This window comes from Kordia sp. (assembly GCF_050633145.1).
Lineage (GTDB): Bacteria > Bacteroidota > Bacteroidia > Flavobacteriales > Flavobacteriaceae > Kordia.
The window spans coordinates 1-26,069 of the sequence record NZ_JBOEFY010000058.1; the positions used below are offsets into that span (position 1 = coordinate 1).

General features: G+C 32.7%; 19 protein-coding genes. 5 read left to right on the top strand and 14 right to left on the bottom strand.

Annotated features, from left to right (window positions below):
- From ACRBBL_RS22335 to ACRBBL_RS22355, 5 genes are all read right to left on the bottom strand, one after another.
- The coding region (locus tag ACRBBL_RS22335) for a GNAT family N-acetyltransferase (RefSeq protein ID WP_431371318.1) at nucleotides 1-476 on the bottom strand (476 nt) is incomplete at its 3' end.
- Between the two features lie 38 nt (nucleotides 477-514).
- Nucleotides 515-2,005, bottom strand: a complete 1,491-nt coding sequence (locus ACRBBL_RS22340) for an alpha/beta hydrolase family protein (protein ID WP_431371319.1) — start codon at nucleotides 2,003-2,005, stop codon at nucleotides 515-517.
- 34 nt (nucleotides 2,006-2,039) lie between these two features.
- Entirely contained in the window at nucleotides 2,040-2,723 is a 684-nt protein-coding gene (locus ACRBBL_RS22345; RefSeq protein WP_431371320.1) for a helix-turn-helix domain-containing protein, read from the bottom strand.
- 278 nt (nucleotides 2,724-3,001) lie between these two features.
- Nucleotides 3,002-3,469, bottom strand: a complete 468-nt coding sequence (locus ACRBBL_RS22350; RefSeq protein ID WP_431371321.1) for a nuclear transport factor 2 family protein — start codon at nucleotides 3,467-3,469, stop codon at nucleotides 3,002-3,004.
- A 293-nt stretch (nucleotides 3,470-3,762) separates the two neighbouring features.
- Complete coding sequence (locus ACRBBL_RS22355) at nucleotides 3,763-5,049, bottom strand: AAA family ATPase (RefSeq protein ID WP_431371322.1); 1,287 nt, start codon at nucleotides 5,047-5,049, stop codon at nucleotides 3,763-3,765.
- A gap of 267 nt (nucleotides 5,050-5,316) precedes the next feature.
- On the opposite strand from ACRBBL_RS22355, the gene ACRBBL_RS22360 reads away from it, so the two are divergent.
- Nucleotides 5,317-7,524: a peptidase domain-containing ABC transporter gene (locus ACRBBL_RS22360; protein WP_431371323.1), complete on the top strand. Its 2,208-nt coding sequence runs from the start codon at nucleotides 5,317-5,319 to the stop codon at nucleotides 7,522-7,524.
- A 1-nt stretch (nucleotide 7,525) separates the two neighbouring features.
- Complete coding sequence (locus tag ACRBBL_RS22365) at nucleotides 7,526-8,884, top strand: HlyD family secretion protein (RefSeq protein WP_431371324.1); 1,359 nt, start codon at nucleotides 7,526-7,528, stop codon at nucleotides 8,882-8,884.
- A 111-nt stretch (nucleotides 8,885-8,995) separates the two neighbouring features.
- On the opposite strand, the gene ACRBBL_RS22370 is transcribed toward ACRBBL_RS22365, so the two are convergent.
- The 9 genes from ACRBBL_RS22370 to ACRBBL_RS22410 form a co-directional block, all read right to left on the bottom strand.
- Entirely contained in the window at nucleotides 8,996-9,241 is a 246-nt protein-coding gene (locus ACRBBL_RS22370; RefSeq protein WP_431371325.1) for a hypothetical protein, read from the bottom strand.
- Between the two features lie 63 nt (nucleotides 9,242-9,304).
- On the bottom strand, nucleotides 9,305-9,571 hold the full coding sequence (locus ACRBBL_RS22375) for a hypothetical protein (protein WP_431371326.1): 267 nt from the start codon (nucleotides 9,569-9,571) through the stop codon (nucleotides 9,305-9,307).
- A gap of 177 nt (nucleotides 9,572-9,748) precedes the next feature.
- Nucleotides 9,749-9,979: a hypothetical protein gene (locus tag ACRBBL_RS22380; RefSeq protein WP_431371327.1), complete on the bottom strand. Its 231-nt coding sequence runs from the start codon at nucleotides 9,977-9,979 to the stop codon at nucleotides 9,749-9,751.
- A gap of 88 nt (nucleotides 9,980-10,067) precedes the next feature.
- Nucleotides 10,068-11,786, bottom strand: a complete 1,719-nt coding sequence (locus tag ACRBBL_RS22385; protein WP_431371328.1) for a helix-turn-helix domain-containing protein — start codon at nucleotides 11,784-11,786, stop codon at nucleotides 10,068-10,070.
- A 161-nt stretch (nucleotides 11,787-11,947) separates the two neighbouring features.
- On the bottom strand, nucleotides 11,948-12,862 hold the full coding sequence (locus tag ACRBBL_RS22390) for a thiopeptide-type bacteriocin biosynthesis protein (RefSeq protein WP_431371329.1): 915 nt from the start codon (nucleotides 12,860-12,862) through the stop codon (nucleotides 11,948-11,950).
- Nucleotides 12,855-15,110 carry a lantibiotic dehydratase family protein gene (locus ACRBBL_RS22395; RefSeq protein ID WP_431371330.1) on the bottom strand — a complete coding sequence of 752 codons (2,256 nt, stop codon included), beginning with the start codon at nucleotides 15,108-15,110 and terminating at the stop codon, nucleotides 12,855-12,857. The genes ACRBBL_RS22390 and ACRBBL_RS22395 overlap by 8 nt, the downstream gene beginning before the upstream one ends.
- Before the next feature lie 6 nt (nucleotides 15,111-15,116).
- Nucleotides 15,117-16,334: a lanthionine synthetase C family protein gene (locus ACRBBL_RS22400; protein ID WP_431371331.1), complete on the bottom strand. Its 1,218-nt coding sequence runs from the start codon at nucleotides 16,332-16,334 to the stop codon at nucleotides 15,117-15,119.
- Between the two features lie 139 nt (nucleotides 16,335-16,473).
- A complete protein-coding gene (locus tag ACRBBL_RS22405) occupies nucleotides 16,474-17,286 on the bottom strand; it encodes a tetratricopeptide repeat protein (protein WP_431371332.1) in 813 nt (270 codons plus the stop codon).
- Nucleotides 17,283-17,840 (bottom strand): RNA polymerase sigma factor, encoded by a 558-nt coding sequence (locus tag ACRBBL_RS22410; protein ID WP_431371333.1) that lies wholly within the window; start codon nucleotides 17,838-17,840, stop codon nucleotides 17,283-17,285. Before ACRBBL_RS22410 ends, ACRBBL_RS22405 begins: the two co-directional genes overlap by 4 nt.
- A 166-nt stretch (nucleotides 17,841-18,006) precedes the next feature.
- Here ACRBBL_RS22410 and ACRBBL_RS22415 point away from each other — a divergent pair, with 166 nt between their 5' ends.
- From ACRBBL_RS22415 to ACRBBL_RS22425, 3 genes are all read left to right on the top strand, one after another.
- On the top strand, nucleotides 18,007-21,435 hold the full coding sequence (locus ACRBBL_RS22415) for a zinc-dependent metalloprotease (protein WP_431371334.1): 3,429 nt from the start codon (nucleotides 18,007-18,009) through the stop codon (nucleotides 21,433-21,435).
- Nucleotides 21,436-21,545: 110 nt separating this feature from the next.
- Entirely contained in the window at nucleotides 21,546-22,856 is a 1,311-nt protein-coding gene (locus ACRBBL_RS22420) for a S8 family serine peptidase (protein WP_431371335.1), read from the top strand.
- Between the two features lie 298 nt (nucleotides 22,857-23,154).
- Entirely contained in the window at nucleotides 23,155-25,908 is a 2,754-nt protein-coding gene (locus ACRBBL_RS22425; RefSeq protein ID WP_431371336.1) for a CHAT domain-containing protein, read from the top strand.
- Nucleotides 25,909-26,069: the final 161 nt, after the last annotated feature.

Sequence of the window (26,069 nt, forward strand, 5' to 3'; positions counted from 1 at the left end):
CCATTTATAAACAGACTTTGTTTAAAATGCGCTTCTTTTCTAAAGTGTAACCTTTCCAAAAGACGAATAGAATTAGTGTTTCGCGGATCTACTGAGCCTATTATTCTGTGCTTATTCAATTCTTTAAATAAATAATCAATTGTAATCTTCATTGCTTCTGTTGCAAACCCTTTTCCTTGTTGTTTTTTGCTTAGTGTACATCCAAGTTCACACTGAGAATTATCAGTTCCAATAAAATGCACTCCAATATCTCCAATGATTTCATTAGAACTTTTTTCAATGATAACAAGTTGAAACCAAGATTCAGGTTGATTAAATTCAGCAGGATTTTTTGCAATGAACTTATCAACCTCACTTAACTCTTTTGGTACAAACCCTTGGTGTTTATTTGTTTCAGAGTCAGACCTGTAGTTAAAAACATGTTCATTGTCTTTATTTGATATAGGTCTTAGTAGAATTCGTTCTGTTTCAATCATTATTAATTATAACGTGATTGTGTATGACTAGTCTTTGATTAAAAATTCAGACTTTTAATATATTCATCTGTGATTTTTGAAACTTCGCTAGCGTGTTTGCCATACCAAATCAGATGTTCGGCATTCTTTACTGTATGTAGCTTAATATCATTTCCTAATGATTTCATTTCAGTGTAAAAGTATTGTGCATTTTCATAAGGACAGTTTCTATCTTTATCGCCATGAATTAAAAGTATTTTAACGTCACTCTTTTTTAGTAAATGATTAGGTGATATCTCTTTTACAATATCTCTGTTTTGTACCTTTTCAGTAATCCATCTAGTAGCGTTGGTTGTTAAATCATACACGCCAGAATTTACTATTATTACATTAGGTTTAGCATTTATTTCAAGATTATCTGTGCTTTCATTCCAATTATCAATTAATGTGGTTGCCAATGATAAATGACCTCCTGCTGAATTACCCGTAACGATAATTTTATCAGAATCGATATGATACTTTTTTGCATTTTCTCTCATCCAACGTATCGCTGATTTTGCATCTTTGACACTTTCAAACGGATACGTGCCTTGCCTTCCTTTAATCCTATATTCAACCACTCCAACTACCCAACCTTGTTTAGCATAGGCTTCTGCCGTACTAAAAAACCAATCTGGTTTACCTTCGGACCAACTTCCTCCATGAAATTGAACTATCGTAGGTCGTTTTCCTTTAAATTCTTCTGAATTTGGTAAAAAGAGATGCATATCTAACTTGAAACCATCTACTTCTTTATAGGTTTCTATACTATGATTGGCTCTACCTTTTTTATGAGAATTATAGATGGCACTGATACTTTCTGAATATTCTAAAGTTTTGCAAGAAGACATAAAACTCGAATAAATAGCATCTATATTTTTTATTCCTAAATTATCAATATGATCATACAAGTATTTGTGTTTCCAAAAATCACTGACTTTACTATTTGTAAATATTGATTCTATGACACTCCAATCTGCATTTAATTGCTGATTGTCTAATGTATTGAAAACTGAATTTTCTAACTTTTTATTAGATTCTATTCCTATATAAGCGGATATGTAATCTTGTATTTCTCTAGTTGAAAGCAGTTTTTCATCATTAAAAAATTTTATATTTTCCTTTAATTTAGTTTGATTTCCTTCAGATAAAACAATGCTTCTGCCAGTATATCTTTTATGTAATTTAGGGTATTCTAATAGTAGTCTATCAAACGCAAGCTTAATTAATACCTTTTCGTCATGGAAGGTGTTTTTATCTAAATTGCCTTTATTGATTTTGAGGTGATTAGTAAAAATGGTTTGTATTGAATCTACTTTGTGTGTAAAATCATTTTGACTTAGAGTATTTAATCGATATTCATTATTATCAATATATTTCCAGACTGGAATAGCTAATTCTAATTGTTTGTCTAAATAGACACTTTTGTTTTTTTCTAAATCCTCATTAGTAACGTTTTTACAACTAAATGTTAGTGTGAGAAGTAATAAAAAGATATGTCTTTTAGTCATAATTTGAGATTTGTACTATTTTAAAATTCGGATTTTAGTTGTCTCTGAACAGATCATTTACTATCAACCATTTTCCGTTGATAAAATGCCATTCCATCATACCTATCTGTTTATGAGTAGTTCCTTTATGAGTATAAATATTTTCATACTTTTCAACGGCAATTGTATCACCCACACTAATAGTTACAGTAGTATAGTCTATTATTTCATAACCTTTTTCAATATTACCAAACATGATTTGACGAATTTGACCTTTTCCACATATTGAATTTAAAATACAAGCGGTATCACTATACATAGTAAGCACTGAATCAACCTGCTTGTTATTCATCCATCTTTTAATATTTGATTGATTTTTTTGAATGATTTCCTTAACCTCTGTAGCCGATTGCACTTTAGAGTTTGCGTTAAGTTTAAAAATAAGAATAGTGACTAAAGAGGCGATTAATAGGAGTAATATATTTCTAACTACGTTTTTTTTCAAATTAAAAGAACCTTCAGTATTTACGGAAGAATCTTTATTGGTTGCACTAAAACCATCAAACTCTAAATTCTTAAATAGTAATTTAAGAGTGTAGCTTCTTGGTGTAACTTCTGTAGCTTCTATTCTTTGAATAGTTCTTAAACTTAAATTACACTTTTCTGCGAGTTCAGTTTGTGTGAAGCCTTTTGCAAGTCTTAACTCTGATATTTTTTTGCCTAATTGAGGTTGTTTCATTTTTTTAAATTCGATGCAAGATTAAATCAATCTTTAATTTCTATCAAATTTAAGCAATGTATTTCATACGTCATTTATATGACATATAGCCTGGAAAGGTACTTATAATGCGACTTTTAGAGTTGGAGTTAAGCTATGCGCATTGGTTTGTGTATGAAACGTAACGTAAAAAAATCACTAACTTTTTGGATGTCACAGGCTCTAATTTTTTAAATTTGACGGTCTTTTTAAAAGTAGGCAAGAGCAAGCAATTAGCTATGCACATTATTGTGTGTGGTTTATTCTAATTCTTTAAAGCCCGAAACATGAGATAGAACAGCTTTCCAAACTCCGTTTCGCTTGATAAGAATATTACTAGATTGGTAAATGGATTCTTTATTATCATTTATAATGTGTCCGGTGCCTGCAATTATTGCGGTATTATTTTCAAGTATTTCAAGTCTCTTTATTTCATATTTGAAAGAGTCGTGATTCATTCCTGTTTTCTTAATTCGTTCAAGTTGTTTTGCTTTATTCGACCATTCTCCGTCATTAGTTACCATTTGAAAATCATCTCCTAAAATTCGGTCAAGTAAAATAGTATCTTGCTCCTTGTAAGCTTTTGGCCATTCTACTTCCTTTAAATATCGAAGCTTTTCTTTTTCTTTGCTTATATTCAAAACAGATGTTTCCTCTATGACCTCATTTTTGTTTTGATTGCATGAAAGGACTAGTAAACCAAAAAACACAAGAATTATTTTTTTCATTTTAGTATGATTATTCAATTATACACAATTTATGTATAACAGGCATTTCTGTTATTTCTATGATAACCAAACCTATTTTATTGAAGGTTTAGTCATGTTTTAAAATTACATTATTCTTATCCAATGGCAAAGTCGCTCAAAGGATTTTAAAAACACGCGTGATATTTTTATTGAACGCTGTTACGAAGTATAATTTACGATAGGTCACTTTTGCCGATTAGGTGAAAGTGTAGTAAGAAGCATTATTTTACTTTGAATATTCCCGCGAAAGCGAAAAGAAAAATAAATTCTAATTACGCATCAAACAAGCGGAAGTTTTCATCAATTCCGACAGCTGGAATTCCATTGTATTTTCCTTCGAGATAGTCTTTTTCGAAAGAAGCATCTTTTCTAATTTTCTTGTCGTATAAAGATTCCATAGTGGTTACGCCAAATTGATCTTTTTCAGTGATGATGATTTGATCGCGTCTGAATAGTTTTCGTTTCGGATTGATTAATGCTGGATTGTGTGAAGCAAAAATAAGTTGTGCGCCATGCGGATTGTTTTCTTTAGAGTTGAACAATTCTACAATAGCTTTGCTTAAATGCGGATGCAATTGCGCGTCAAATTCGTCAATAATTAAAGTTTTTCCGTGCATTAACGTATCAATGATTGGACCTGAAAGTGCTACATATTTCCCTGTTCCCAACGATTCGTTTACAAATAAGTTGAAGTAAATATTGTCTACTTCTTCATTGTTTTCATCATAAATAGGGTGTTTGGTACTCACGACTACATTTTCCTCATCGGATTCTAAAATCATTTTTCGAATCTCTTTTGGAACATTTCCTTTCTCTAAGATTTCTTCCGTAAGCTTGAAACGTTCTACTTTTGTTTCGGTAAATCCTAAATCGGCACTGGCAATAAAATTGTCAATGTATTTCTTCTTTGTAGGATCGTCCATCATATCAATGGTAAAGTTGATGGTATAGCGATCTTGCATTCCAGAAATGTACTGCACATTACTCAACGCTTTTAAAATTGCCATTCCTGTTGGAATATTAAATTGTGCGCAGACAGAAATAAACAATGCATTTTTTCGTGTAATAGACGTTAAGTTAGTACTTGCAGCATCGTATTTTTTAGTAATTGTAATGTCTTGAAATGCTCTTTCAAACAAGAGTTGTTCTTTATTCTTAGTGGTTACATATAACCATTCTTTTTGTATTTCGGTATCGTCTACCTCAAAACCATACCTATATTTAGCGGTATCGTGAATAAACACCAATTCAAAAAAGCTTGGATTTTCAATAGTTTCAGTCGATAAACAAAACGGTTGTACTTCTATAGGTTCGTCCGATTGTGAATCTTTGGATGAGTTGATGATAAACTTTCGCGCAAAATTGAGTGCCTTAAATAAATTACTCTTTCCATTAGAATTGGCTCCATATATAATCATGCTTTTCAACAACGTAACATTTTTCAATGAAGTTTGATGAAGATTTGTATTTCGCAGCTCGGTGAGGGACGATGCTGTGAAATCAATAGAGGTTCTATTTTTGAATGATAAATAGTTTTCTACTGTGAATTTTACGAGCATTTGGGTGATTTTTTAGATTTATTCATTACAAATATATCATTTTATACGAAAATATCGTGCAAAAAAGCAATTTTTGTTTTGCTTGAATGAAATAAAAGTATATATTTGTACGTGTTTTTCTCGTAAAAGACATTTTTTTTAGAAAAAAACCAAAGTTATTTATAGAATCATCGTAAATGTCGTGTAGAATATTAAAAATGAGAGCGTAAACGAGAAATAACTATAAAAACAGAAATCAAACTATAAATTACATTAGAAAGAAAGTTAATGATAAAGAGAGAATTTCCTTTTTACCGACAGTTAGATCAAATGGATTGCGGACCTACATGTTTACGTATGGTGGCAAAGCATTATGGACGTGCATATACAATTGACTTTCTGAGAAAGAAAGCAAATATTACCAGAGAAGGTGTTTCACTTGGAGGAATTGCCGAAGCTGCCGAAGAAATTGGTTTGCATACACTGGCTGTTAGTGTAGATTATAAAACTTTAGTTGATGAAGTTCCATATCCGTGTATTGCGCATTGGAGACAACGTCACTTTGTGGTTGTTTATAAGATAAAAAGAAATACGGTATATGTTGCCGATCCTGCACATGGTTTGGTAAAATATTCAAAAGAAGATTTTATAAAAGGTTGGATAGGTAGTAATGCCGATCCAGAAAATGCAGAAGGGTATCTATTGTTATTAGAGCCGACTCCAGAGTTTTATGAATTAGAAAAAGAAGAAAAAAAGGAATATGGATTTAGGTTCTTATTCTGGTATTTTAAACCGTATAAAAAATACATTCTTCAGTTAATTTTAGGATTACTGGTCGGGAGTTTGCTGCAATTGATATTTCCGTTTTTAACCCAATCCGTGGTGGATTATGGTATTAATTATCAAAATGCCAATTTTGTATTTTTGATGTTAATTGCGCAGCTAACACTTTTTATATCGCAAACGACCGTCGAGTTGATTCGGGGTTGGATATTATTACACATGACCAGCCGGATTAATATCAACTTGATTTCCGATTTCTTAATTAAGTTGATGCGATTGCCCATTGCCTTTTTCGATTCTAAAAATACGGGAGATATTATACAACGTATATACGATCATAACAGAATTCAGAGTTTCTTATCGTCTACAACTTTAAATACGCTGTTTTCTGCATTTAATATGTTCATTTTCGGAGGTGTATTGGCATATTACAACATGCAAATATTTACCGTATTCTTTGTAGGTTCTGCTTTGTATATTGGTTGGACGCTGTTGTTTATGAAAAAGAGAGCAGAACTCGATTACAAACGATTTGATCAATCTTCAGATAACCAAAGTAGTTTGTATCAGTTAATTTCTGGAATGCAAGAAATTAAATTGAACGGTTCGGAACGAAGAAGACGTTGGGAATGGGAAGCAATTCAAGTACGTTTATTCAAAATTTCCATTAAAGGATTGGCACTTTCGCAGACACAAAATACGGGAGGACGATTTATAAACGAGCTTAAAAATATCATCATTACCTACATTGCGGCGACATCTGTAATTGACGATCCGATGTTTACATTAGGTATGATGCTTTCGGTACAGTATATCATTGGGCAATTAAATTTACCAATTAACAATTTCATTACGTTCATTCAATCTGGACAAGATGCAAAAATTAGTTTAGAGCGTTTGTCTGAGATTCACAACAAAGATGATGAAGAAGATCGTTTTGAAGAAAGTATCAAAGAATTACCAGAAGATAAAACGATTAAACTTACCAATGCAAGTTTCCGTTATGGAGGAAAAAGTTCACCACTAATCTTAGACGATTTAACAGTAGATATTCCAGAAGGAAAAGTAACAGCTATTGTAGGAGCCAGTGGTAGTGGAAAAACAACTTTGATTAAGTTATTATTGAAATTCTATGATTTTAACGAAGGTGCTATTCACATTGGTCCGCATAAGTTAGGAGATATTAGTACAAAATATTGGCGTAAAGCATGTGGTTCGGTAATGCAAGATGGTTTCTTATTTGGAGATACTATTGCAAGAAATATTACGGAATCAGATTCAGAAGGAATTATTGATAAGCAACGTTTAATTCACGCTGTAAAAGTTGCTAATATTGAAGAGTTTATTGAAGAATTGCCATCAGGATACAATACCAAAATTGGATCGAGTGGTGTAAATGTTTCTGGAGGACAAAAGCAACGTATTTTAATTGCACGTTCTGTATACAAAGATCCGAAGTATATTTTCTTTGATGAAGCAACCAGTGCTTTAGATGCGAATAATGAGAAAGTTATTATGGAAAACCTTCAGGAGTTCTATAAAGGAAAAACAGTAGTTGTGGTAGCGCATCGTTTGAGTACGGTAAAAAATGCAGATCAGATTATAGTACTTGATAAAGGAAAAATCATAGAACTAGGAAATCACGAAGAGTTAACCGCAAAACGCGGATCATATTACACATTAGTAAAAAATCAATTAGAGCTAGGAAACTAATATGGCTAAGAAGAAAGACGAAAAAAAGGAAGAAAAAAAGAAAGAGGAAAGACGCAAGAAAATTAATGATCTTGACGAACGTTCCGATCAGGTCAAGGAAATTCTTGGCCAGGCACCAAATTGGGTAATTCAATGGGGAATTTCGGTGGTGTTTCTTATTGTTATTATGTTCATAGTAGGTTCGTCCTTATTGAGCTATAATGATATTATACCAGCAAGGGTTACAATTACTTCTGAAAATCCGCCTGCGCATTTAACTGCAAAAGCTTCAGGAAAACTAACGAGTATTTTTGTAGAAGCTGGACAAAAGGTAGAAGCTGACGAAGTATTGGCTGTAATTGAAAATACGGCAAACTTTGAAGATATTCAGTTATTGAAAAAAACATTGGAGGATTTTAAACCTAAGGAGAGTCACTTTGATTCGTTAGCCTATGTACTTCCAACAAAATTAAAGCTAGGGTCTGTACAGCCTGCTTACAATCAATTTAGAGCACAATACTTGACATATTTAAACTATACAATTTTTAGTGATGACAAAAACCAAGCAGCAAACATAAGTTTGCAGTTGGGTAGAGTTCGTAATAGATTGCGAAATAGTAAGAATCAACTTGAGATACAAAGAAAGGAATTAGAAAATGCCCGAAAGGATTATGAGACGTTTAAGCGTTTGTATAATAAAGGAATTGAATCAAAGCTTAGGTATAAAGAACGAGAAAATATGTACTACAGTGCAAAACGTTCCAATGAAGCATTGTTGTCTGCCATAGAAAACGATGAAAGTTCTATTTTAACCTTGCAAAATAACTTTCGTCAAGCATCTGTGGGCGATAAGAGTTCGGAAATTTCTACCGATCAAAATTTAGAGCAGGCGAAGCAAGATTTAGAGAATCAAATTTTACAATGGGAACAACAGTTTGTGTTAAAATCGCCAATAAAGGGAGAAGTTACTGTATTTGATATTTGGTCAAAATACCAAAATGTGAATATAGGGCAAGATTTATTTACTGTAATTCCAGATAAAATAGAAGGTATTATTGGACGTGTTTCGTTTCCTGTAACGAATTCGGGGAAAATTAAAGTTGGACAAAGTGTAATAATTAAACTAGATAGTTATCCATACCAAGAATGGGGAAGCTTGTCGGGAGAAATTATTAATATTTCGGGTGTACCACAGTTAAGTGCTCAAGGTGGACCAGCAATGTATGTAGCCTATTTAAAAGTAGATTCATTGAATAGTTCTTTTGAAAAACCAATTGATTTTAAACAAGAAATGGAAGGAACAGCAGAAATTGTTGTAGAAGAATTGACCGTAATGCAACGAATCTTCTATCAATTACGAGAAGTATTTAGTAGAAAATAAGACATAAAGAAATAAGTTGATATTTCTTTTTTTCATGATAAAAGCCTCAAAGTATACATACTTTGAGGCTTTACTTTTATAGTAATTTCAAATTGTAAATGGTATTATTTCTTAACAAGCAAAAAGACACGATAAAATTGCCTGCGTATTGCATGTTGGATCATTTGTTTGACAGTTGCGTGTGCCAGTTCCTCCTCCAGGACAATTTTCTGTGACTACACATCCAGTTGGTGGTCCTGTAAAAATGCAATGTGGAGCTGTAGATGCGCCACCACCTTTTACATTTGACTTGTTTAATTCTGCAATTCTTGACTTTGTTAAACTTAACTTGTTTAATCCTAACTTTTGTTTTTTCATGATTTAAATATTTAATAATTAATAAAAATACATTAGAGAGGTTTTTAGGGATACTATACTTTCTTAACAATCTTCATAACAAGAGATCAGCTGTCGTGTTAGTGTTGGAGGTGGACATGCTGCACTTGGACATCCATTTGTGCCTCCGCATTGATTGGCAGCACTACAGTTTGCACTTACATCACAGGTATCGTCATAGTAGCCTGTTGCGATACAAAATGGATTTGTAGATTCAGTGCCCCAACCTCCTTTAGCATTTAGTTTGTTGAGTTCTGCAATTTTTGACTTGGTTAATGTCAATTTGTGTAATTCTAACTTTTGTTTTTTCATGATCTAAAATTTTTTAGTTAACAAAAAATACAACTGTAGAAATTTACGGGGAAATTACCTTATAAAGATAACGAAGAAATGAAAATAATAATATAAAGTAATTGTTAATTAATAGGAAAGAGCCTTCATTATATAAAATGAAGGCTCTTAAAAATGTATTGGTTAGGTGTGTTTTATTTAGTTTTGATTTGCTTGTCGATTTCTTGAGGCTGCTCCAGTTCTTCCTACAGTTCCCCCTCCATTTGTCTGAGTAGTACAAGTATAATCTGCTTCATCTTGCGTTTCACAATGAATAGTATTTGGTACTGTTTTATCATTATTAGAAGCAGCTTGCTCCGCACCACCGTATAATAAGTATGGATTTGTTATGCTAGAAATTTTTACCTTCTTTAATTTTAAAGTTTTCATAATGGTGTGTGTTTAGTTTAACGATATGGAATATCTGAAAAGTTTATGGAAAAAACAGCATTTAGAGGTGATGTTTTATAAAATGTCACTACTTATTGTATTGATCTTCAAGGTTTTTTATGTATACGGATGGATATATGTCTGTTTGTGCTTTAAAAGCTCTTGAAAAGGTTTCAGAACGTTTAAAACCAAATTCTTCCGCAATGGCTTTGATGGTGTAGGAGCGTAATTTGTCATCATTTTTAAGTTGTACTAAAGCTGCATTGATGCGTAATTCAGAAAGATAGGATTTGAATGATTTTTCTTTGTAAGTATTGATCACATTTGACAGGTAAGATGTGTTTGTTTTCACCTTTTTTGCTACATATCCAAGTGTGCAATCTTGGCGTAAGTACAATTCTTTCTCTTCAAAAGCCTCCAAAGCTTTTAAGATTTGTAATGCATTTTCATCTGTGACAGGACTAGTTGTTTCTTTGTTTATGATCTTTTCAGATACAATTTTTTCTTTGGGTTTCTCTAAAGTTTCTATTGTAACTAGTAATTTCTGAAAGCGCAATTTATTTTGTCGTTGTTTTCCTTTAAACCAAATAAAGAAACCAACAAGTATAAAAAATAAAAAGGCTAATGATATATATAGGTATTTTGCACGTGTTTTTTGTTTCTGATTTGTAGTGTCTAAAAGAGCGATTTCCTTTTGTAAAGGGACAATATCATGTTCTTTATGGATCTTATTATTTACGCTTAAATCTATACTATCCGTTTTTTTATCTAATACTAAATATAGCTCAAAATTCTTGTCAGCATTTTCAGAATCTCCTAATTTTTTATAGCATTTATATAGTATTTCATAACCTTCTTTTTGATCACTGTAGGCAATTTTTTTTCTAGTAATAATATCATTTGCTTTTTCTAAATATTTAATAGCAACTTTAAATTCATTTTTTTTAAAATAATTTTTCCCTAAATAAAAATAAGGTGTTACCAATTGGTCTTCATTATGTATACTTTTAAAGTATTTTTCAGTTTTTTTTGAAATAGCGATAGATGTATCAAAATCCTTGTTTTGATAATTAATTATTGCTTTGTTCATTAACAACACATTATGAAGTAATGGAGAATCTTTTTCGTTCGATATATGTAGCGCTAAATTATTGTATTTAGCAGCTTCTTTTGGTTTTTTGATTCGCAAATAACAATCGGCAAGATTGAATAGAATTTGTTTTTTATAGGTTTCTTTTTTTGGGTCAGAAGTTATGATGTCATCAAGAAGTGCTAAATTTTCTTCAAATAAAGCAATAGCTTCTTCGTGATCTTTGTGGATTTTTTTAATAAAGGCAATGTTTACATTAGCAACAATTATGTTTAACGGATTATTTGTCAAGGCCGCATATTTTTTAGCAATATCATATTCTTCAATGGCTGCAAACTCTTTTTTAGTTTCTGACAATACATTACCTCTTAGGTTATGGTTTTTAAATAAAAGTAAATTGTTGTCTGTTTGTTTTGCAATATTTATTGATTCTTTAATTCCTTCCAATGATTCTGTATATGATGGAACATAGCTATTCGCATAAGCAATATGATATATTGACCAACCGAGTTTTTCTATGTCATTTTCTTTTTTAGCAATTTTATTAGCAGCCAATGCATAGATTTTTGCATTATTGGCATTTTTGAAAACAGTGGTTTCATATAGTGCTATCAACTCCTCATACGATTTTCCCTGCAAGGAATCTGTTTGTGCATTCAGCGAAAGCGAAAAAATAAGGATACTAAGTACAAGAAATAGCGATTTTTTTAAATGCATTGGTTGGAAATTATTGATGGTCAATCTATACAATAATAAAGGTTTTATACCGAGAAAAAAAATAAGTAGGATAAAAGGAGATTCCTTTACTACCAATGAATTGTAATAAAAAAAGTCTAGCATATAGCTAGACTTTTTTTATACTTTACAAGTTAAGAAGCTTACTTCTGCTTGTTTTTATTTTTGTTCATGTGCTTTTTACGCGCAATCATTGATTTGTAGTAACGATATAGGAAATCGTAACATACCATTTCGTGAATACGGTTTTTAGACTTGAACAAGCGATTCATCAACATGTGCAAATAACTTCCCATTAGGTCGTTGATTGGCATCATAAGCGTTTCGTCTTCTTTGTGTTTTATAATAGCAGCTGCAATATCTTTGATTCCGTCTTCTTTTTGTTTTAAAACATCTAAGATAGGTTCGTAATCTGGATTTTCTTCCGCGGTAAAGACCATAAATTCTTCGATCTTTTTACGCTCAGCTCTAAACTTGTCGTCCAATTGCTTTTTTAATGGTCGTCCCATTCCAAATTCGTTTCCAAATCCAGTTTTCAAACGGTCCATTACTTCTAGCTTTTCATCATCGTTGTAGCCATAACTCGTTAAATGCGAGTCCATCGCTCTGATAGAGAATAACCAACGCAATTCTTCACCTTCATCACCTTCAATCATGTCAACAAAGTCCACAATCATTTTACTATCATGGTAAAACATGGCTTCGGCTAACTCCATTGTATTGGCACCATAACGCTCTATTTCACGTTGATACGTATCAATTTGAATTTTATAAATTAAATCTTGATCTATAAATTCTTTAAACTTCGGATACAATCCATTAATGATAAACCCAACATTTTCAGGTCTTGTATAGTGAAAACGAACACGTACATGGTGTTTTGGATCGGCATATCGAATAAAAAACCATTTGTCAATAATTCCGTGTTCAATTAATTGCTCTGCAACAGGCTTTATAATTTCCGTTAACACAGCATCACAGGTTTTAGGTCCTGTATATATTTTATAATACAGCCAACTGTCTCCTAGGATAAAATTTCTTTGTATTTCGTTACTCATTGCTCTGCTTGCTTTGTGTTAATTTTTGTTCGTTATAAAATGAAATTACGACTTGGTTTGTATAATATTCATTTCCTTCTTTTACAACACCGTTTTCGCTGAATAGGAATTCGGTAAGTTTGAATGAACCTCGTTTACTTACTGTATTCAGTAACATGCGTACTGATGTAAGATTGCCAAAGTTTACAAGCAATTCATTATCACCATCGGCAAGCATTACATATTGCGGAATTTTTAAGCTATCGCGCAATGTTTGTATGGCTTCCGTTAATTTATCGTTGTCATTTTTACTTTTTAGTAACGGTTCAATATGACTTTTCTTTAAGTTCCATGTAGCATCATGAAGAATTAAGTTGTTGAATTCTACACGAGGTAAAAACGGAAAGTCATTGGCAAAAGGACCTAATCCGAAACCAACTCCACTACGAATACCTTGCGTTTGCATGTCTGCTAAAAAGTGATAGATTGGTAAGGAATTATGCGAGTAGTTGTGTGCATTGGTTAAATGCGGCACTACTTCTTTGTTATTCTTTTTTGAACGTAACAATACTCTGCTCATTCCTTTTACAGAAACCATTAAATCATCAATTGGCAATTGATCTTCTTCTTCTTTGATCGATTTTGCCAAGTATGGAATTTCGTATTTACGTAAATCTGGACGCATTAAAATGTTTCCTACTCTCGATTCAGGAAGATGCACAATTTCAGCTAAGATTTTTTCTTTGTTCATCTCAGCTTCCATATCTACCATTTCTTGCGTGTACGCGAATAATGCTTCATCACCATGACAAAAACGTCCTAGTAAGTTTGCAGCACTCGATCCGCCACCACCGCTGAATTTGATTTTGTGTTCGCCACTTTCATCTTCTAAGATTTCAATCATACACGATAGCGTGTCTGGAAGGTCGTTCCAATTTAGATCGTAATCTTTAAAGTCTTTTTCTTCAATCTTAATGACATAATCATCATTTTTAAATGCTTCGATGAGTTTGTCTTGAAAGAAACTATTAATTGAAGACCAGCGCACTTCCATCATTGGATTTTTTGCTTGTCTACCTGGAATCACAATATTGTCTACCAACGGATTTACATCTCCAGCACCTTGATCTTGCTTATATCCAATTCCAATTTCAACGTCTAAGGCTGTAGAAAGTGGTACTTCACGTTCTTCGAAACGCTCGTGAAATGCATCTCTAAACTTGGTAAGCGTTGTTGTATTTTGTGGAAATGTCATTCTGTTTAACAATGCAAATCCTTTTTGGATGTCTTCTACTACAGAAGTACTCAATGTGTTTTTGGCATTTTGCAATACCATATCGGTTTGGAACATGAACTTTAGTTCAAAGTCTGTGTCCAATTGTTGTAAAAATTCACTGAGTTCTAAGTATACTTTTGGATTGTTTCCAATAGATTGATCAATCTTGTTGATTTTTTTGTCTGCTTCTTTTAAGGCTGCCAAGATGCCTTCAACACCTTGCAAACGTTCTAGTACAGAACAGATTTGATCTAAGAATTCAGGACCAGAAACAGATGGTTCAAGCTCACTAATAAGTAACTGACTTGATACCAACTCTTCTATAAACTCTGTAGCTTCTTCAATCGTAATTTCATCATCGACTAATAAGCTAGCCAAATCTGATAAAGATGCGCCATGTGAAGCTTTTTCTAAAACGACTGCTAAATATTCGGTATCATCAACCGCTACAATATGGTGATGCCTTCTACTATTAAAGTATTTGTATTCTATGTAACGCAATTGCGGTCCAGCTTTGTAAATACTAGAGTTTGGAAAGAAGAGTAGTTGTTCTCTAATTCTTTTATTGGTTACCAAATCTTGCGAAAGCGCTACCAAATAGTTCATATCTAGTCGCGTATGACGCTTATTTTGATCGGAACCTTTCAGTTGAATCTCAGTTTCTTCTCCAAATTCACCTACCGAACATCCTGCAAAGAGTCCAAATGGCGTACATCTAGAAGACATTCTAGAGATATATTTTAAGATAGAATAGCGAAGTTTTTCTTCTTTTTTAGCATCGTCCATTTCGCCAGCAAGCCAACGATTCATCTCTTCAAATAATGAAGGTGACGCTAAAAATAGTGCTTCTCTCACAACAGGGTTTTCACAAACAACTTTAAAATCTTCATCAGAGATTTCTTTTTTGGATGTCAATTCTTGATAGGAAGTGAATGAGAAAAGCGGTGTTCGTAATATATATTTTGAAAAATTCTTGTATGGATTTTTACTCATCTGTTATTAACTTATCATTAAACATTCATCCCAATTTGTATCGTAATCTGCCAAGTAATCAAGAATGCTTAATCCAATTCCTGCAATTCCTTCTAGAAGTGATGTTTCTGGTGCCCAACTTTTGTCAACACCTTTCCATTGTTTATATCCGGCATAACCGTCTTCAAAAGTACCTCTGTCAATTCCGTCTTGAATCCAAAATTCAAAAGCATCTTTAAATTCTTGGTCGCCCGTTTCTTTATACATTCTGTAGAACATTTGCGCATTTCCGTACGATCCGTGACAAACACCTGCATCACGTACCAAACTGTCTTCAACTTTCGTTCTTTTTGCTGAATGTTTTAATACTTCTACAGCTGTTTTTCCTAATCCTTCATCGTTTAACGTTTTGGAAGCAAACCAAAAACGCATGGCAACACCTAAATCTCCGTAGCACCAAGCCAAACGACTTTGTCCTTCTTCATCTTCTTTTTTGTCTGTTACCCAACTTGGGAAAATAGAAAATGGATCTTCTTGCGTAGTTTTAAAACTTAAGATGTAATGAATAGCACCTTTAAGCATTGGCTCTGATTTTGCTTTGAAAGCATCGTTTTCGTGTAGTTTGGTTAAGATACCAACAATACTAGACATTCCGTGAGAAAGACTTAAGTTATAACCTCTTTCTTTAGTTTCAATACTCAATTCAGATTCCCATCGTATTTTACCGTCTCCAGCATCTTCAGACAATTCTTCTAATAAGTCTAAAAACTCATTTAAAATGCCTACATATTTTTGTTTTAACTCGTCCGATTTGGTATTTCTGTAACGATTTAAGAAGTAAAATGCATATCCAATGGCTCCATGAAGAAAGTCATAGTTTCCATTTTTCATATCTGTCACCATGAAGGTATGAATATATTGATCTAATTCAGGTAATAATTCATCATTATCAGCATCCATAAACTCTTCTTGCTCCAAGTGATCTAAAACCCATCCTGCACCAGCAATACCTGTACAAAATGTAGGGTAGCTGTACCCTTCGTTGATCTTATCTATACAATCGGTTAACATTTCTACACCGATATCGGCGTGATCATCAATATCAAGATATTTTGAATAATAAAACTCAAATAAAGAGATTCCAGCAAGTCCTGCTAACACTCCAATTTGAGTTTCTTCTTTGTATTTTGATTTAATAATTTGGTCAATTTCTTTTAACTTTTTTTCTAATAGCTCTTTATTCATAATTTTTCAAATGATTCAAGTTTTGGTCTACCTCAAATTAAAGGCTTTTTTTAATCTATTACAAGAATTAGCAATAGGAATAACCTCCAAAAAGGGAAATATGTTACCGAAATTTATAAAAAAGAGGGATAATTGTGCGTTATTTTAATTTTTTTAGCAATTCTTTAGCTTTTTCATAATTATAGTTGCTAGAATCTTGAACCAAAGTGTTGAGCACTTTTTTGGCAGTTTCAACATTATTTTGCTTTAAATGAGTAAGCGCAGTATACCAATATGCTTTGTGATTGTCGAGTGTATTACTCGTGCGTAATTGGTCAAATGTTTGAATGGCTTCGTGATAATTTTCAAGTTCTAAATAGCATACTCCAATATACAGTTGTACATTTTGGTTATATGTATTACTTTCTTGTTTGTATTGTTTGAAAATTGTTAATGCTTCTTGATATTTTTCATGTTTAAAAAGCTCTTGTGCTTTAGCAACTTTATCTTCTAAATCGTTTTTTTCTACGAAAGATGGTAAGTTATCCCAGTTGTGGTATTGTTCAAAAAAGTCATTGCCAGTTAATGATTGCATGAATGAGAAATAAAACAATGTCAATACCGCTGCTACTGCTACTGCAGAAGAAATAATGTAGAAATATGATTTTTTACTTTTTGTAGTTTGTGATTGATTTCCTTGTCGTTGAATGTCGCGTATATTTTTAGATAATGCTATAACATCATCTGCTCTAAATTGCTTAGCTAAAGCTTTTACTTCTTCAATAGAAGCATTACTCTTTACTGTCCATGTATCTTCATTGTATACACTTTCTAGCGATGTGCATGTTTCTACAAAAGATGCAAGTTCGTCATCATTTTTAAGTAAAGCTTCAAATGCAGTTTTTTCAGCTTCATTCATCTGATTGTTTACATATGAAGCAATTTGTTCATATAGGCTATCATCAAAACTCATAATTTCTTTATTTTGGAAAACTTAGCGTCTTCCTGTATTAGCTTGGTTAGTTTAGTTTTACATTTAAAAACACGTTGTCTGGCAACTACTTTTGATGAATATGAAAAGGTTTTTACAATTTCATCATACGAAGTACCATTAAACAAAAGTGTTAATACTTTTCTGCAATTTTCAGAGAGTAATTGAAACTTCTCTATGTACAATTCCCACTGTTCTTGCTCAAGTAATGCAAAAGCATTTTCTGTTTCTTTATCCTCAAGTTCAATAACCTTGGATTTTGTTACCCGTTTTTTATTTAATTCTCGCCGCCAAAGATTTTTACAGGTTGTAAAAAGATATGCTTCAAAAGAAGATTTTATGACTAATTGTCTGTTTTTTAGTCGAATATATAGTTGAATCAATGCATTGTGAAAAACATCTTCTGCATCGGTAACAGAACCTTTATTTTGGAGCACAAATACTTTGACTTTTGTAAAAAACTGGTCGTAAATTTCTTTCATTACAGTTTTTTCTCCTGCACAAAGTCCTTCAATAAAATAAGTATCATTTGACATAAAAAAGGGATAACTATAAAAGCTGTACTAAAAATAAGCAAATAAATTGGGTAACAAAATTTCTTACGTGTAACTATTTCATGAATCGATTCATTTCATAGGCGGAATCCGAAAAGCCTTCAACTTAAATAGAGTAGGAAATAACCAATAACCAACATTTTTAATTATGAAAAAAATTTATGTTTTGATGCTATGTCTCGTTTTGGGAATGGCATCTATGGTTGCCCAAACATTGAAGCCTGTTGCTACGGAAGTAGTAAATACAAAAGCTAAAGGGACTACATTTACCGATGTAAGTAGCTTGATTCAATTACAGCAAAATGATGGGCGATTACAAGGTTTGAAAGATGCTACAGAGGTTTCTTTGTTTACTTACAACAATGACTTCTTTCAAAAATCTTTCGCAAACCAAGAAGCAAGCGCAATTTCTATGACATTACCATTACAACCTGGTTTTTCTGTTACGGTTGACTTAGTTGAAGTTTCAGATGCTTTTTATGACTATGTAGTCAGTACAGCGTCAGGAAAAGCAAATACTACAAATAGTACTGCTAAACATTACAGAGGAATTGTAAGAGGAAGTGAAGCCAATAGTTTGGTTGCTATCAGTCTTTTTAATTCTCAAATAATGGGAACTGTTTCCATAGAAGGAAGAGGTGAATATAACATCGGGAAACTAAAAAATAAGAATACGCATATTATTTTTAACGCTAATAATGTTGAAAGTGAAGCGTTTGCTTGTGATGAAGTTGAGGCGAGTGCTGGTGACATATTGCCGTATACGAGCAGTCAATTACAAACATCAAATCCAGCTGACTCTATGGATAAGTGTATTGATATATACTTTGAAGTAGATTTAGATATTTATCAGCATTTTGGAAATAGTGTTACAGATGTTGAAAACTTTGTAATCGGATTGTTTAACCAAACAGCTACAATTTATCAAAATGAAAGCATCAATGTTCAAATTTCTGAAATCTTTGTATGGGATACTCTAGATCCGTATACAAGTACATCAGCACAAACAAGATTATTTACATTCAGATCAACAAGACCTACTTTTAATGGAGATTTAGCACATTTGTTAACTTTTAGAAGTAGTTCAGCTTCTGGAATAGCATTCGTTAATGGATTGTGTAATCCAAATGCATCTTATGGACACTCACATTTATTTCCATCTTTTGTAAATTACCCAACTTATTCTCGTCAGGTAAAAGTAGTAACGCATGAAATAGGACATAATTTGGGTTCTAGACATACGCATGATTGTGTATGGAATGGAAACAATACACAAATTGATGACTATGGAAGTGTTTTGCCAAATGGAACACCAAATGGTCCATCTTCTTGTTATTCACCACCAGCAATTTTAAATGTAACACCAACTATCATGAGTTATTTTGATAGTTACGGACACGGAACATTTCCAATGAGTAATGGATTTGGAACACAACCTGGAAACGTGATTAGAAATGTAGTGTCAAATGCAACTTGTTTAGATGATTGTGACGGTGGCTGTACTGCTGAGGTTTCATACACAATTAATGGAGCGCCAGTAACTTCTCCAGGATCGTACACAATTGAAGAATGTCTTTTTCAATGTGTAACGGTTGCTGCAATTGGTGATGTAGCTTCTGCAACGTATACAACAACTGCTGCAGTTACCAATCCTTCTGATGGTGTATTTTGTGTACAACCAGGAAGTGGAATTACTTCATTTACAGTAGATATTGCAGGAGTAGATTCTTGTGAAGATCCATTTCAAGAAACAGTTACGATTAATGTAATTCCTTGTACGCATGAAAATTGCTGTGACGAAGAAAACAATTTGCTAACTAATGGAAACTTCGATGATGCGTCTTGTACAGGAAGTACAGCCTTTGGAGATAATTGCGTAGTTGGATGGAATGCAGTAGGAGGTTCTCCTTCATTACATGGAGTAGATCGTTTTGCTTGGATGTGGTCATATAGTGGCGGTGGTGAAGCTATTGAAACAAGCTTTGATTTTGAAGAAGGTGTTACTTATGATATCTGTTTCACACTCCTTACAGACGATAAAGATACAGGTGATCCTAATGTGGCTAATAATGCTACTGTTAACCTTGTAGCAACTAACAGCCCAGGAGGTGTTACAGCAACACCAAATGGTCAAATTATTTTCCAAAATACAATGGGCGACTATTTGAACAATTGGCAAAATGTAACCATTCAATTCACACCAGATGCTGACTATGGTCATTTATGGATATTCCCATTCATGGCAGATGGTTCTACAGGAGGAAGTCAATCTGAAATGAGTATTGATAATATTGTAATTTCTACTTGTTGTGATGATGAACCATATATTTCTCCATACTGGCAACATCCAAATTGTCCAGAAGTAGTGTGTACTGCAGATCAATGGCCAATTCATGTATTAAGTAGTGATGGTACACCAATAACTACTGCTGGAGGTGTTGTTATTTCATGGGATAATTTAGATACTGCAGTAGATGAAAATATCCTAGCTGACTGGATTTATGCTTCACCATTAGAAAACTGGCAAGCAACAATTACCTATCCAAATGGATGTGAGTATGTAATTACATATTACGAAGACTGTTGTGATAAAGACATTTATGTTAAAGTGTTAGAATGTCCTACAGACGATCAATTAGATGCGTATATGGCTGCTATTAAAGAAAGAATAGAAGCCTTAGAAGATGGACCAAAAACGAAGGCGCAAAGTCAAAGTTCAGCACAAATGCAAGAAGAGTTAGATAGACTTAGAGCATACAAAGAAGTTCGTAAAGAAGGTGAAGATTGTGATCCTTGTGAACTCGGAATTGTATTTATTGAGCTAGTTGACGCAATGGAGAATCCAATTGATGTAAGTATGTATGATTCATTGACTTGGTCAGACGGTGGATTAGGAGCAATGCGCTCGTTCCCATTACCAATGGCAGGACCAGTTTGCTTTACAGCAACTAGTACGGAGTACGGAAAAGAATGTGTATACCAAGACTGTTTCTTCTATGAATGTGAAACTGACTGCGTAGCACCTACTAACTTACAATTTGATTGTAGAAGAGCTTCAATGAGTTGGACAGGAGATCCATCATTAACGTATGTTGTTGAAGTAACTTGGGATGATCCAAATTGCCGCAGTTGTGAAGGAACTAGACCTACAGCAATGCGTTGGGAAGTTCAAGGAACATCTTTTGCATTACCTTATATCGACAGATCTGGATGCTTTAGTTGGAGAGTTGGAACGAAGTGTGAAGATGGAATTGAATGGTCAGCTTCAGAATGTGTAGATTGTTATACAAGACCACAAGAACCAACTACAGGAACTGTAAAAACTTCTGCGAAAATATCACCGAACCCGAACGATGGTAATATGAATATCTTAATTTCAGGAGAAGACAAAACAAACTTTACTATAAAAGTATATCGTTTTGATGGTATCTTGTTAAAGGCATTCAATAACAATCGTATAGAGAATAATGTAACTACCATATCTTGGAATGGTAAATCAGTATTAACACCAGGAATGTACTTCTTTGTGATTACAACTGATACAGAAACAATCACCAAGAAAGTAATTATAGAATAATTGTAATAATGCAAGAGAATTCCAGTCAATTTCGATTGGCTGGAATTTTTATCATACCTAAACCAACCATTATTAGCATATATCTAATATTAATTTAAACTAAAAAGAATATGAAAAAAGTAATAGTATATTGTTTTGCCTTACTGTTAATAGCTACAGTTGGCTGTCAAAAAGAATCCCTGAATCTTGAAGAAACAGAAACAGCAAAAGAAACAGAAATCATACAAAAAGGAGGTTACACAAATACTTCTAATAGTCAAAGTAATGAGTTAGTTATTCTATATCCAGATGGGACAACGGAAGCAGAAAAAATATTAAAGAGAGCAGAATATAATGTTCTAGAATTTAAAAAATGTGAATGCGCAGATCCTGACCTTGAACTTTGGATTTTTAGTAAAGAAGAAACTTCTAGCGGAGGAGGCTTAGAAGAAAAAAAACACGTTGCAAGGGGAGATGGCGGAATTGAAGGTGTTGAATACAACCCAAATATAAAAATTCATGAAGATTTATTTATAGGTGTGGGAGGTTTAGGAAACACTAATGATGGATTATTGAAAACAGTAAACGTTAATCAAGGAGTGACGGTAGCAGTTTTAGATTCAGGAATTATGTATGATTATGAGGGTTTTACAACACCATTTTTATACAATAGCGGGCAAGACGCTTGCTCTAACAATGGTTATAATGATTTGTTTGGGTGGAATTTTGTAGACGAGAATAACAATCCGTATGACAATCACAGAGGAAGACACGGAACAATTGTATCGAGTTTAATCGCTTCTCAACTTGAAGCAGCAAATGTAGATTATCAAATACTACCTGTGAAAGTAGCAGATCAAGCAGGAAATATTCGTTATTTTGATGCCTTGTGTGGATTTCAGTATGCAGCGAACAAACCTGATGTAAATATTATTAATATGAGTTTTGGTTGGAATAATTATGAACGTGAATTATTAGAAAAATTTATAGATGAAGCACCAGAGATCTTAGTGGTAACTTCAGCAGGAAACAAAGGGTTAAATAATGATATTACGCCGCATTATCCATCATCTTATGAAGCTGAAAATATATTTGCAATTGCAGCATTAAGAGCACATAATATACAAAATACTGGAGGAAATGGTTCGCTCATAGATATATATGGATCCCCAAATAGTAATTCAGGTCTAGCTAGTTTTTCTAATAGAGGGACATACTCTGTAGATATTGCAGCTCCTGGAGAAAATTTGCCTTTCACTTATAACAATGAAATATTTTATGTAAACGGGACTTCATACTCTTCTGCATTGACTTCAGGATATAGTGGAACATTATATGTGACAGGAATGACAGGGATTTCATTGAAAACTACAGTGATAGAAAACTGTGAATATGACCCTAGTTTATCTGAAATACAATATTCTAAGCATATTCCTGAATAATATATAGTTTAAATTAGGTTTAGGTAATCTTGCATTTAGACTATTAAAAGAGGAGTGTAACAACTCCTCTTTTACCTATTAAAACTTATTCAAGATCGTCCTTCGTTCTAGCAGTTGCTCTTTTTTCTCCACCATTGATTTCTCTGGTTAAGAGATAAGGTATTTTATATTTTTTTAATTGCGAAATGTTTTGTTGATTTTTCATGTTGTAAAGTTTTGTATATTAACAACGTGCATAATAGATTAAATATTTTATAGACTTATAATTATAGTAAACTAAACTAATATCCTATATTTTATGATTACTTTACACACAAGAATTCATAAGTTTCTCCTAACACTTTTTTTGCTTTTATCATTATATTCACTTCAAGCACAAGATTTAGAACTATCAACGTATTATAATCAACAAATTGAAGCCAAAGAGCTAACCGTTAATGAAAAAGAAAAGTTAGTAGATAGTCTATTGAAAATTCCAAATATAAAAGTAAATAAAATAGAGTTGGCCCAAATTTATTATGACCTATCTACCGCAAATTGGAAACTTGACTTAAAACGCTATATATTTTATGCAGACAAAGTATTAGCTATTGCTGATGAACTAGAAAATTATAAAGAAGAAGTGTTTAAGAAAACTCGCTATAATAAAATGTATTTTTTGTTTAACGATAAAGAACTTTATAAGGCATTAAACACAAGTCAAGAGTATTTAGATTTATATAAGTTAGACGACGGAATACTTGGGAAAGTGTTTTGTTACCGAGGAAATATCTATAGTGAGTTGGGTGATTTGCAGAAAGCGATGGATAATTTTGATAAATCAATCTATATTTTAAAAAAAATAAAAGATGATGAAAGACTAGCCAATTCGTATATAGCTAAATTAGCAGCTTACGTATTCATAGAAGATAGCGCATACAATGAAAAAGTAAAAGAATTAGTTAATGAGATAAAAGGATTAGAGGAAAGTTATGATTTTACTCCAGAACAGCAAATGTACTTTAAGCTTAATATGGGTTATTTTTACGATTTTTTAGGCGATTATTCCAAAGCAAGGAATCATTATACGGAAGCTTTAGAGATATCACTAGAGGAAGAAAATTTTGTAATCGCTTTTGAAATATATACAAACCTTGGAGTTCTTTCCAAGAATGAGAATAACTTAGAAGAAGCGCTAATATATTTTCTAAAAGCATCAGACTATGTTTTTGATAAAAAACATCTTATGGCTTCAATCTCCAACAACTTAGCGGACATATACCAAATAGAAAACAATCACGAAAAAGCTTTAATTCATTACCAAAAAGCAATCACACAAGCATTACACTCCAAAGAACTCGATTATCAAATACTACCAAGTTTTCAAGACATTGAGCTATCTCCAAATAAACTAGATATCCTAGGCTATTTAATTGATAAAGCTAACGGTTGGATTGCCTATTATAATGCAGAAAGGAAATCGGAACATCTACAATTTGCACTAGATACCTTTACACTTGCCGATCAATTAATTGATATCATTTATGTAGAAAGTAGAGAAGATTTATCGAAACTATTTTGGCGAAAAAAAGGCGCCACATTCTATCCAAAAGCAGTTGAGGTTTGTTATCGTTTGCAGCAACCAGAAAAAGCATTTTTCTTTATGGAAAAAAATAAAGCCATGCTGTTGCTAGAAAATATGACCAATGCCACTGCAAAACGCTTGTCTAAACTTCCAGAAAATCTACTAAAACGCGAGCAAAACCTCACTAAAGAAATCAAAAGGCTTGAAGCTGAAATACTAGCTTTGTCAAATACAGAAATACAAGAAATAGAATCCTTAAAAAACAGTAGATTCAATTATAAAAAAGAACAAGATGCGTTTATAGATTCTTTAGAAATGAACTATCCAAAATATTATAAATACAAAAAAAATAAAAAGGTTGTTTCCCTACAAGAGGTTCAAAAAAGTCTGCAAAAAGACGAATTGATATTGCAATATATTGTTGGAAAAGAAAAAGGCTTTGTAACTTTAATTTCTTCAGAAACGATTCAATTACAAGAATTGCCTGCAACAGAAGAACTAGCAAAAACAGTCGCTATCTATAAAGATGCTGTCTCGAAACCATTTGTAAACAAAGAAGATAAAAACACTTATCAAATAGTTGCTAAAAAACTGTATCAACAACTCATTCCATTTTCTAAAAAAGAGGCGCTTTTGCAAAAACGAATTACAATTATTGCCGATGGAATGCTACAATACATTCCTTTTGAAGCTTTGTTTACACCTGCAAATGAATATCTAATTCAAAATGCGCAAATTCAGTACAACTATTCATTATCATCTGCGGCACAATCAAAACAACACAATACAGCAATATCAAACACATTTATTGCCATTGCACCTACAAAATTCAAAGATGAACAGCATACTACGTTGGCAACAAGTTCTGCCGAATTAGAAAAATTGACAAGTATTTTTGGAGCCAATCATTTTCAATATGAAAAAGCCACAAAAGAACGATTTACAGAAGCATATGGCAATTATAAAATTGTACACTTATCTACGCATGGCGGAATTGAAAACGCAATTCCTTGGATGGCATTTTATGACGAAAAAATGACTTTGGACGAATTGTACTTTTCCAAAAATCAATCAGAGTTGGTTGTGTTGAGTGCTTGTAAAACCTCCGATGGCGAGCTCAAAAAAGGAGAAGGTGTTATGAGTTTGGCAAGAGGATTTTTCAATGCAGGTGCTAAAAGTGTCATTGCTTCCTTATGGGATATCAATGAAAAGGCAAGTAGTGAAATCATTCAGGAATTTTACAAAAACATTATAGCTGGCGATACCAAATCATTAGCGCTGCAAAAAGCGAAACTTACGTATATAAAAAAGAACAATAATACGAGTGAAGCATCACCATATTATTGGAGTGCATTAACCTTAACTGGTGATGTAAGCCCAATAGATGTCACAAACAACACGTATTTGTATTATATTTTGGGAGCAATACTACTAACAGGAACTATAGTGTTCATTCGACTGAAAAGAAATAAAAAACAAGCAGCTTAATTATAAATGTAAAATGTGTCACATCGAGCGCAGTCGAGATGCTAAATTTTAAATATAGAAGTTTTAACCATTTTAAAATAATTCAATAGCAAAGTAGATTTCGATACAATTTTTTCCTTTGTCAAAAATCACTCAATCTGACGATTTAAGAAAAATTCAAC